Annotated in this window: 9 protein-coding genes; 4 read left to right on the plus strand and 5 right to left on the minus strand. The window is 60.9% G+C overall.

Going from position 1 to position 11,082, the window contains the following annotated elements; translation table 11 throughout:
- Positions 1-3 precede the first annotated feature (3 nt).
- From LQ952_RS09140 to LQ952_RS09155, 4 genes are all read left to right on the plus strand, one after another.
- Positions 4-1,593, plus strand: coding sequence for a BCCT family transporter (locus LQ952_RS09140; protein WP_238622355.1), 1,590 nt, complete (start codon positions 4-6; stop codon positions 1,591-1,593).
- Positions 1,594-1,610: 17 nt separating this feature from the next.
- Positions 1,611-2,225 carry a BMC domain-containing protein gene (locus tag LQ952_RS09145; RefSeq protein WP_238622356.1) on the plus strand — a complete coding sequence of 205 codons (615 nt, stop codon included), beginning with the start codon at positions 1,611-1,613 and terminating at the stop codon, positions 2,223-2,225.
- Positions 2,226-2,317: 92 nt separating this feature from the next.
- The gene (locus LQ952_RS09150) at positions 2,318-6,862 is read left to right on the plus strand and encodes a PAS domain S-box protein (RefSeq protein ID WP_347402064.1); all 4,545 of its coding nucleotides are present in this window, start codon (positions 2,318-2,320) and stop codon (positions 6,860-6,862) included.
- Positions 6,862-7,773: a diguanylate cyclase domain-containing protein gene (locus tag LQ952_RS09155; protein ID WP_238622358.1), complete on the plus strand. Its 912-nt coding sequence runs from the start codon at positions 6,862-6,864 to the stop codon at positions 7,771-7,773. The genes LQ952_RS09150 and LQ952_RS09155 overlap by 1 nt, the downstream gene beginning before the upstream one ends.
- Positions 7,774-7,797: 24 nt before the next feature.
- Here the strand turns inward: LQ952_RS09155 and LQ952_RS09160 are convergent, their stop codons facing one another.
- From LQ952_RS09160 to LQ952_RS09180, 5 genes are all read right to left on the minus strand, one after another.
- Positions 7,798-8,580 (minus strand): ParA family protein, encoded by a 783-nt coding sequence (locus tag LQ952_RS09160; protein WP_238622359.1) that lies wholly within the window; start codon positions 8,578-8,580, stop codon positions 7,798-7,800.
- Between the two features lie 34 nt (positions 8,581-8,614).
- On the minus strand, positions 8,615-9,889 hold the full coding sequence (locus LQ952_RS09165) for a methyl-accepting chemotaxis protein (RefSeq protein WP_238622360.1): 1,275 nt from the start codon (positions 9,887-9,889) through the stop codon (positions 8,615-8,617).
- Positions 9,890-9,898: 9 nt separating this feature from the next.
- On the minus strand, positions 9,899-10,273 hold the full coding sequence (locus tag LQ952_RS09170) for a response regulator (RefSeq protein WP_238622361.1): 375 nt from the start codon (positions 10,271-10,273) through the stop codon (positions 9,899-9,901).
- A 4-nt stretch (positions 10,274-10,277) separates the two neighbouring features.
- Positions 10,278-10,520 carry a hypothetical protein gene (locus LQ952_RS09175; RefSeq protein ID WP_238622362.1) on the minus strand — a complete coding sequence of 81 codons (243 nt, stop codon included), beginning with the start codon at positions 10,518-10,520 and terminating at the stop codon, positions 10,278-10,280.
- On the minus strand, positions 10,520-11,082 hold a 563-nt coding region (locus tag LQ952_RS09180; RefSeq protein ID WP_238622363.1), incomplete at its 5' end, for a chemotaxis protein CheW. The genes LQ952_RS09180 and LQ952_RS09175, both read right to left, overlap by 1 nt.

The raw sequence follows: 11,082 nt of genomic DNA on the forward strand, positions 1-11,082 counted from the left end.
AGCATGGAAAACCCACGTTTTCTGGATCTGCTCAAGAACCCCGTCTTCACCCTCTCCGCCACCCTGATCGCCATCCTGGCACTGACCGGCGCCCTGATACCGGAACGCTTCGGTAGCGTGACCGGACGACTGTATCTCTTCACCACCGAGCACTTCGGCTGGCTCTACCTCATTTCCGTTTTCTGCTTTGTCATCTTTCTCGTCGGTCTGGCCCTGAGTCGCTACGGCAACATCCGCCTGGGCCGGGAGGATGAGCGTCCCGAGTTTCGCTTCTATACCTGGGTCGGGATGCTGTTTTCCGCCGGATTCGGCATCGGTCTGGTGTTCTGGGGGGTGGCCGAGCCCATGAGTCACTTCTATACCTCGCCGTTCTCCGGCAACGAGGCGCAGACCACCGAGGCGGCCCGAATCGCCATGGGGTATTCCTTCTTTCATTGGGGCGTGAACCAGTGGGCCATCTTTGGCATCGTGGGCCTGGTGATCGCTTACTTCCAGTTTCGCCGCAAGCAGAACGGTCTGGTGTCCACCGCCCTGGAACCGGTGCTGGGCAAGCATCCCTGGGTCAAGGACGGCGTGGACTCCCTGGCGGTGATCGCCACGGTCATGGGGGTGGCCACGTCACTGGGGCTGGGGGTGCTGCAGATGAACGGCGGCCTGAGTGCGGTCTTCGGCATCCCCAATACGGGCTGGGTGCAGATCCTCATCATCATGGGGATTTTCAGCGCCTATATCCTCTCCACCATCACCGGCCTGGGCAAGGGCATCAAATATCTGAGCATCGTCAACATGACTCTGGTGCTGTTCATGTTGCTGGTGGTCTTCATCGCCGGGCCGACGGTGTTCATTCTGGAAACCTTCACCCTGGGCATGGGGGATTATCTGACCCATTTCGTGAATTACAGCCTGCGTCTCACACCTTATGAAGGCGGGGTTTGGGTCAGGGACTGGACCCTGTTCTACTGGGCCTGGGTGATCGCCTGGTCACCCTTCGTCGGGGCCTTCGTGGCACGGGTGTCCCGGGGCCGGACCATCCGGGAATTCATTTTCGGGGTGATGATCGTGCCGCCCCTGATCGCCTGCTTCTGGTTTGCCGTCTTCGGTGGTACCGCGCTCTACAGCGATCTCAATGCGGGCACTCAGATCGCCGAGGCGGTGAACCGGGACGTGACCGTGGCCCTGTTCGAGTTGTTCAACATCCTGCCGTTTTCCACCCTGTTGTCGCTGATGGCCCTGCTGCTCATCACCACCTTCCTGATCACCTCGGCGGATTCGGCCTCCTACATCCTGGGCAGCATGACCACCCGGGGCAGCCTGACACCGCCGCTGGTGGTGAAGATCATCTGGGGGGTGCTGATCTCGGCCATCGCCGGGGCGTTGCTCTTCGCCGGCGGCCTGGAAGCCCTGCAGACGGCCTCCCTGGTGGCGGCGGTGCCGTTCTGCATCATCATGATCCTGATGGTGGCGGCCCTGGTCCGGCTGCTGCGCCGGGATGTCCTGCCCATCAGCAAGACGGACATGCGACGTTTCCTCAAGGTTCGGGCACGGCTGGATGAACTGGAAGGCAAGAACAAGGATGATGACAAGGTTTCTTAAATCAACGGGCGACTTTGATGATCAAGCTCAGAACCTATGTTTTCATGGACTCCCTGCAGCCGCAGCTGGCGGCCTACATGGCCACGGTCTCCCAGGGTTTTCTGCCGGTGCCGGGAGACGCCTGCTTGTGGATCGAGGTGTCGCCGGGAATGGCGGTGCACCGGCTCACCGACATGGCCCTCAAGGCGACGCGGGTGCGTTTGGCCCAGCAGGTGGTGGAGCGGGCCTACGGCTCGATGGTGATTCACCAGCGGGACCAGAGCGACGTGCGCGAGGCGGGCAGGGTGCTGCTATCCCGCCTCGGGGCGCGCCAGGAAGACCGTGAAACCTGCCGGGTCGCCTGGCAGGAAACCATCCGCGGCATCACCCCGGATCACAGTGTTTTGATCAACCGCCAGAACCGCCGTGGCTCCATGATCCTGCCGGGGGAGAGCCTGTTCATCCTGGAAACGGAACCGGCCGGTTACGTGGTCTACGCCGCCAATCAGGCGGAAAAGGCGGCCAGCATCACCCTCATCGACGTCCGCGCCGTGGGCGCCTTCGGGCGTTTGACCCTGTCTGGCAGCGAGGCGGACGTAGATGCCGCGGCGGAAGCGGCATTGGCGGCGGTGAGATATCCGGCGGGAATCTGAGACGGCGAGGATTTCCCGGTGTGCCTCGGAACACAGTCTTCTCACCGCTCGTTCGGCCTGGCCGGGAGTTCCGGTGCCTTTGAGGTAAGCCAATGTTTTTTCCCCGACTGAGCAGTATTGCAACACGTTGCGTGGTCACGCTCCCCGCCACGGCAACTCTGACCGATGCGATGAACAGTATGAGTCGGCATGACATTCGTACCGTGGTGGTCCTCGGCGCGGATGGCTACCGTCTGATTCTTTCGGGCATGCTGCTCTCATTCCAGGTTAGAGGTATGGCCATGTCCACGCCGCTGGCGTCGCTGGAACTGCCCGAAGCCGTCATCCTTGACCCGGCAGACTCCGTCCTGGATGGACTCAAGGCGATACGCAACCGTTCCGAGCACATCTGTCTGGTGGATCGGGATGGTGAGCTTGCCGGCATCGTCAGCTACAGCGATCTGGCCGCCAGCCTGGATCCCAGGATGCTGGCCGAGACTCAGAATCTGGGCGAGCTGCTGCAGGGCGGTCAGCCGCTGGCGGTGGATGATCAGCTGCCTGCCAGTGAAGTCATGCGCCTGATGGACCTGGGGAAATGCACTGCCACCGTCGCCGTCCGCCACGATAGACCCGCAGGCATCCTGACCCAGCGGGACGTCATCCGTTTGCTGCAATCCGGTGCCGATCTGAACGGGCCTGTCGCTGATTACATGACTTGCCCCGTACTGACCCTGGATGAGCACGCCACCATTGCCGAGGCACTGACGTTTTGCCGTGAAAGACACATCAAGCGGGTCGTTGTCGTGGACGCCGAAGGGCGTCTTAGTGGTCTTGTCAGCCAGAAAGAGCTGGTGAGCCTCTACTACAACCGTTGGTTCAGTTTGCTCAGGAATCATCAGCAGGAACTGGATTCACTCAACCGCGAGCTGACTGAAATCAATCAGGCGCTCAGTACGCTGACCGATGAGGTGCCGGCGGGTCTGGTCGTCGTTGATGCCAAGGGTCTGATCATCAGGATCAATCAAGCGGTCTCGGAACTGTTGGATCATGCGGCCGAGGAGATGCTGGGTCGGCCCGTGATGGATTTCTTTCAATGCGGCAATTACGGCACTCTGGGTCCGTCATCCTCGGAGTGGTTGCTTTGCGACCGGACCGACAGCTTCATTCCGCGGGGACAGTGCCGGGTATTGCAATGCTTGGAACGACGCCAGAGCTATCAGGGTGATGAGGTGATGGTGCGCAAGGATGGGATGGGCGTGGCGGTGGAGCTCAAGGCAAAGCCCCTGGGCGAATCCGGTAACTTCCTGCTGCTGTTTCAGGACGTGACTGCGGCGGTCGCCCGTTCCCGGCAGCTGGAGCGGGAATTGCAGCTGTTTACAGGGGGGCCGGTCATGGTCTGTGTGTGGCTCCCCACGCCTGGCTGGCCGTTGCGTTATGTTTCCACCAATGTGCTGCACGTGCTTGGCTTTTCGGTCGAGTCCATGCTGGCGCCGGATTTCCTGTTCGCGGATCTGGTCCATCCTGACGATCTGCCTCGGCTGGAACGGGACAGAGCCATTGATCTGGCCAATCGTGTCACCGCTATCGAGCAACATTATCGATTGCGTAACAGTGCCGGTCGGTATCAGTGGTTTTATGAACACTCGGTACCGGAGTACGACGATGCGGGCAACCTGCTCGTGCTGCGGGGGTACTTGCTGGATCAGACCCAGGAGATCAGTACCCGGAGGGCGCTGGAGGAAGAGGAGCGCAAGTTTCGCATGCTGTTTGATCTTTATCCGGATGGCGCCTTGTTGCTCGATCCGAAGACCACCCTGCCGCTGAAGTTCAATGCCGCCGCCCACCAGATTCTGGGTTACAGCGCCGAGGCATTCTCCCGTCTGCGTATCCAGGATTATGAGGCTCAGGAGAATCCGGAGGAGGTGGCGGCGCATGTGTCGAAGGTCATGGCGCAGGGGCGGGATGATTTCGGGACCCGGATGCGTCGCATGGACGGCAGCCTGATCCATGCAAATGTTTCCGTGGTGAGCATGGGGCTGAGTTCCGGTCCCTGTCTGCTGGTGGTGTTCAGGGACATCACGGCGCAGAAAAAAAACGAAATGCATCTGCTTGAGAGCAGGGAACGGCTCAAGCTCGCCACCGAGGCGGCCAATATCGGCATCTGGGACTATGACATTGCCAACGATGTGCTGCTCTGGGACGAGGGGATGCTCAGGGTTTATGGGGTGGATCACCAGGCTTTCCGTGGTTGCTTCAGGGACTGGCAGTCTCGGGTCCTGCCCGAATCGCTCCCGGCCGTGCTGGAGGCATTCGAGCGCCTGCTGAAGGATGATGCCCGTTTCGACGTGGAGTTCCAGATACAGAGATACCGGGATGGGGCACACAGGACATTGCGTGGTCTGGCTCAGGTCAGGCGCAACGAGTTCGGCGAGGCGGTACGTGTGGTCGGCGTCAATGAGGACATCACGGATCGGGTCACGGCCGCCCGGGAACTGGCGGCACAGGAAGCCAAGTTTCGTGGTTTGTTCGAACTGTCCCCGGTCGGGATCGCCATGAATGATTACAGGACCGGGCAGTTCCTCGAATTCAACCGGGCGATCAACGAGCCTGCCGGCTATGCCCCAGAGGAGTTCAGGCAGCTCAGTTATTGGGAGCTGACGCCCGAGTGCTACCTGCCCGAGGAGGAAAAGGTACTGGCCTCCCTGGAAGCGACCGGTCTCTACGGACCGTTCGAAAAGGAATACATTCGCAAGGACGGCAGTCGCTATCCGGTGCTGCTCCATGGATTCAAGACCACGGACCAGGAAGGGCGGGAAGTGATCTGGTCCATCATTCAGGATATTTCCCATATCAAGCAGGCACAGGCGGCGGCCGAGCGCGCCAATCGCGCCAAGGGTGAGTTTCTGGCCAACATCAGTCATGAGATCCGGACCCCCATGAATGCGGTCATCGGCATGACCGAATTGTTACTGAATACCCCTATGGATGAGCGGCAGCAGGATTATCTTGTGAAGATACGTGATGCTTCGCGCATGCTGCTGAGTATCATCAATGACATCCTGGACTATTCGAAAATCGAGGCCGGCAGGCTGGAGCTGGACTGTCATCCTTTCCATCTCGATGAACTGCTGGATCGCATGCGTGCCCTGTTCGCCCTCGCGGCGGAAACCAAGGGTATCGAGCTGATCCTGGAGCAGGAGACCGACAGCGGGCTGATGGTGGAGGGGGATTTTCTGCGCCTGTGTCAGGTCCTGAGCAATCTGTTGAGCAATGCCGTCAAGTTCACCGAACAGGGACGGGTGACCCTGGCAATTCATCAGCTTGCCCTGAGCGACGATGATGCCTCGGTGCGATTGCGTTTCCAGGTTCGAGATACCGGCATCGGGATCAGCGAGCCGCAACAGACCAAGCTGTTTCTTCCCTTCTCCCAGGCGGATTCTTCCACCACCCGCAAATACGGCGGCACCGGGCTGGGTCTGGCGATCAGTTGCAGATTGTTGGCCCGGATGGGCGCTGAGCTGGAGCTTCGATCCGTGCCCGGCCAGGGTAGTCTGTTCCAGTTCGAACTACAGCTTCCCCTGTCCAGTGAGGCCCCTGCGGAATCGATGACTGATGGCCTGGCCGGCGGGAAAACCCGGCCACCCTCTTTCCCCGGTCAGACCATACTGCTGGTGGAGGATAATGCCCTCAATCAGGAAGTGGCCACTCAAATCCTCAAAAAAACCGGTGTTCAGATCATACCGGTCTGTAATGGCCTGGAGGCTATCAATCTGCTGGAGCGGCAGCCTGTCGATCTGGTACTCATGGATTTGCAGATGCCGGTGATGGATGGCATTGAAGCGACACGGCGTATCCGGCGGCTTTTTCCGGATTTGCCGGTCGTGGCGTTATCTGCGGCAGCCATGGACGATGATCGGCTGCGTGCCCGGGTAGCGGGTGTGAGCGGCTATCTGACCAAACCGATCGATCCCCAAGCCCTGTTCGCCATGTTGAGGCAGTGGCTGCATGAAGATACCATGCCGGTCGGGGATGACACCGTGTCGTCTTCCCTTCGTGATCTGTTCCCTGGCATGTCTGGGTTTGATCTGGATCGTGGTCTGAAGACTTTTGCAGGAGATGTCACTCTGTATCTGAGTATGCTTCATCGCTTCAATCTGCAATTGCAGTCCGAATTTGCGGATATGGTGACAGTCCTGAACCGCCCCCGGTCTGAAATAATCCAGCGCAAGCTTCACACCCTCAAGGGTTTGGCAGGAACGCTGGGCGCAAGCCGTCTGGAAAAATGCACGAGAGCCATGGAGCAGGCCAGTGCGAAAACCTCGGGTATTCCTGAGCAAATGCGTGCATCGTTCATCGACGCCTTGAGCGAGGTCCGATCAAGTCTGTCCACCTTGCCGGTGGACCCTGTTGTTGAGGATGGCCCGGATGATGATCCCGAATCCGTCAGAAGGGTGATGCGGGCCATGCATGCGTCCCTGCTGGCAGGTGAGTGGGTGGCCGCCAACAACATACGCATGGTGATCCATTATTTGCAGCGACACGTGGATGGAATACAGGTGATCGAGCTGAGGCGACTGCTGGATACCCTCGACCATGAGCCCGCTGCCGATCTGTTGCGAAAAATGGCATCCGACGCCGGTCTGGAGATTGAAGTCTGATGTTGAACGAGGTCAAGGCCACGGTGCTGATCGTTGACGATCAGCCCGCCAACATTCATGTATTGGCCAATCTGTTGAGCAGTGAGTACCGTCTTCTGACCGCGACCCGGGCGGAAAAGGCCCTGATCCTGGCCGGCAGGGAACCGGCTCCGGATCTGATCCTGCTGGATGTACTCATGCCGGACATGGATGGTTATGAGTTGTGCTATCTGCTCAAGGAGGATGCGCGTACCCGGCACATCCCGGTGATCTTCGTGACGGCGCTGGATCATGATGTCAACGAGGAAAAGGGTTTCAACCTGGGGGCGGCGGATTACATTTCCAAGCCTTTCAATCCGGCCATTGTCCGTGCCCGGGTGCGTAATCACATCAATTACAAGCTCAAGGCCGACCGACTGGAGCGGATATCGCTTCAGGACAGTCTGACGGAGCTTCCGAACCGGCGTCATTTCGACCAGAAACTGGCGGAGGAATGGTCACGCCTGTCCCGTCATGTCCCTTCCTGCCTGTCCCTGCTCATGATCGATGTCGACTGTTTCAAATCCTACAACGATCATTACGGCCATGGGGCGGGAGATGTCGTCCTGCGCCGGGTGGCGCAGGTGCTGAAAGACAGTATCGCCAGACCTTCGGATTTTGTCGCCCGATACGGGGGCGAGGAGTTTGTTGCCCTGCTACCGGATACGGATGCCCAGGGTGCCCGGCACGTTGGGGAGTGCATGGTGGCGGCGGTGAGAGACTTGAAGCTCCCCCATGAGTATTCCGGCGTCTCTCCCTGCCTGACCGTCAGTGTCGGTATTGCCACCCGTGCCGCCCCGGCACCGCTGCCGTCCGCGGAAGCACTCAAGCAGGCGGCGGATCAGGCGCTCTATCGGGCCAAGGCCCATGGACGCGACCGGGTGATGGAGTGAGCGCCTGAACGAACGATCCGGGTTTCAGGCTCGCATGCGTTGTTCGATGAGCCCGAAGACCGTCTTGTAATCCTCATTGCCGCGACTGCGGGGCGCATACAGTCGGATGGGCCGCCCGGCGGCGAAGGATTCCGCCAGCTTGATGTCGTTGCGGATCCCCCCCAGCACCCGGTCCTCGCCGAACTGCCGGGCCACCTGATCGCGGACGGTCTGATGCTGCCTGATTCGCATGTCCAGCATCACCGGCAATACCCCCATCAGACGCAGGTTGGCATTGCTGCGCATGGCTACCTTGAAAAAGACCTTCGACAGTTGCCGGACCCCTTCACCGGCCAGGGGGTGCGGCATGAACGGGATGACCGCCCAGTGGGCGGCCGCCAGGGCATTGAGCAGCAGATGATCCAGGGAAGGGGGGGAGTCGATCACGACCTGATCATAGCGGGATGTCAGTGCCGGATCCGCCAGTGCCTGTGCCAGCACCTGCTCGTCATCGGGTGCGCTGCCGTGCTGGAAATCCGGATTGGCGGGGGCCAGGTCCAGGCCCAGGCAGCAGGTGGGATAGCGTGTGTCCAGCAGGCCGATGCCGTTGTCCTGGAAGAGGTGGTGCACCGTGGGTCGGTCAGGGGACGGGGTAACGCCAAGACCCAGGGCGCAGTGCCCCTGGGTATCCAGGTCGATCAAGAGGGTACGACGACCCGCTGCGGCGAACTCCGCCGCCAGGTTGACCGCCGTGGTGGTCTTGCCGGTCCCCCCCTTGCGGTTGCTGACCACCAGCACGGTGGGGCCGGTCCTGTCTGCCGCGCTCATGGATGCAGCGTTTCCTTGAGGGCGATGCGTGGCATCAGAATAGCTCAATGCGCGGTCCCGCATCGGCCGTGGTCGTCTGATGCCGATTGTCGGGGTGACTGTGCCGGGATTCATCCTCCAGGTAACGAGCCAGCAACTGCTGCAGATCCTCGGGGAGCCCCTGGAAACCTGTCGGTGACTGCTCCACGCCGGCGTAGAGCCGGCAGCGTTCCGCCAGGGTATCGGTCATGCGGGTCAGTCGTTGGCCCTCCACGTCTTGATACTGCATCAGGCCCAGCATGTCGGCAATCTGCTCCGCCAGTTCGGTATTGTGCTGGGTGACCACGGAAAACAGGGTTTTGTAGAACTGACGCATGTCCTCGTAGCTGTCCTGCAGCTTCTGGAAGGCATCGACCACCTGGGTGGCCTTTTCCAGATGGTGGTGGGAGTCGCCGAGGTCGCTGGTGGCCAGACTGCGCTCCACGGCTGACAGCGCCTGACTGAGACCGGACTCGATGGTGTCGGCTGCCGTTGAGGCACGGTTGGCCAGGGCGCGTACCTCGGTGGCCACGACGGCAAATCCGCGGCCCGAGTCTCCGGCGCGGGCGGCCTCGATGGCGGCATTCAGGGCCAGCAGGTTGGTCTGTTGGCTGATCTGCTGGATGGACGCGGCCAATCCTTCCAGTTGCTTGACCTCCTGGAGGATATGGTGGATTACCTCGGCGTCCTGGCGGATCTTGTCCGGCAGTTCGCGGACGAAGCCGGCAATCTTGTTCATGTCCTCCACACCCTGCTGGATGTCCACCGCCATGGTGGAGGCATTGGCACTGGAATGGTGCAGGTACTCCAGCAGTTTTCCGGCCGCCTCGTTGAGCCGGCCGGTCCGTTCGATGATGCCCAGGGTGGAGGTCTCGCTGTCCTGCAGGTTCTGCTGCAAACAATCCTGAAAGGCCTGGTCCATGTCGGCGGTGGCGTGCATGGCATTGCGGCTGGCCTGCAGCTGTGTCTCGGTCTTGACGAGTTCATCGTCCAACTCTTCCAGGGTGTGGCCCAGGGAGCCCGCATTGCGATAGCTGGTGCGAAAGAACACCAGGCCGGCGAGGAAATTGGTGCTCAGCAGGGCAATGGCCACCAGGACCGCCAGTACCGTTGCTTCACTGATGCCCAGCCACTGGGACAGCCGCTCCGGCCAGGCGTGGGTGTGATAGACCATGAGAGACAGCAGCAGGGTGCCCAGCACCGTGGAGATCGCCATGTTGCGGCGCAGGGTGCGGGCCTGCCGTACCGATGCCTCGGCCAGTTTTCTGCGCTGCTCCGTCAAGACCGTCATGGAGTGTCCTCAGGCGCCGGGCAGGACTTGCTTGATGACCTTGACCAGGTCGGTGCCACTCACCGGCTTGAGCAACCATCCGGTGGCACCCAGTTTCTTGGCCTCGTCCCGCTTGGCCTGCTGGCTTTCCGTGGTCAGGGCCAGGATGGGAGTGAAGCGCATGCCGGGCAGGGCGCGGGCATGACGGATGAAGTCGATCCCGCCCATGCGGGGCATGTTGATGTCGGTGATGATCAGGTCGGGCTTGACGCCTCCCTTGAGCTTGTCTAGCGCCTGCTGACCGTCATGGGCCGTCTCCACGGTGAAGCCGGCGATCTGCAGGCTGGTCTTCAGACTCATGACCATGGTGACTGAATCATCCACCACAAGGATGGTCTTGGGCATGGAGTCATTCCTCTTGATTGAGTGCGTGCCTGAGCCAGTCCGCCAGCATGGGGTCATCAGGCCAGGTGGTGATGTGGGGGCGGGTGGCCATCAGTACCTGCAGATTGGCGGCATGCAGATGGGTACAGGCGGCCAGATTCACCGGGCCGCCGGGGTGCTTGAGCAGCCAGTCGAGCAGGGTCTCGGCGTCCTCAACGCCCAGTATGTCACTCACCCGCAGGGTGTCTGCGTTGGTTTCGATGCCCATCACAGCAGTTCCCGGGGATTGAGCACCAGCAGTACCGAGCCGTCCCCCAGCAGGGCGGAGCCGGCATAGCCCTGCAGGTTGCCGAGGAAACCGGCCAGGGGTTTGAGGATGATGTCCACGGTCTCGCGACAGTCATCCACGATGATGCCGAGAAGATCATTTTCGATGCGTACCACCACCACGGCCATTTCACCATCCTCATTGGGGTGCTGGGCTTCGTCCAGGGCCAGCAGGTCGTTGAGCGCCACCAAGGGCACCACACGGCCCCGCAGAACCGTGGTCATCCGGTGCTTGATGCGCCGGATATCAGTCTGTGCCACCCTCACGGTTTCCGCCACCGCATCCATGGATACCCCGAAACGCTGTCCGGCGGAAACGATGATCATCACGTTGGTCACGGCCATGGACAGGGGCAAGGACAGCCGCAGTCGGGTTCCCTCGCCTGGCCGGCTTTTGAGGTCTATGCTGCCGTTGACCCGCGCCACCGCCGTGCGCACCACATCCATGCCCACGCCCCGCCCGGACAGGTCGGACACCTGGCTGGCCGTGGAGAAGCCCGGGG

The sequence above is a fragment of the Ectothiorhodospira lacustris genome, from assembly GCF_022227785.1.
GTDB lineage: Bacteria > Pseudomonadota > Gammaproteobacteria > Ectothiorhodospirales > Ectothiorhodospiraceae > Ectothiorhodospira > Ectothiorhodospira lacustris.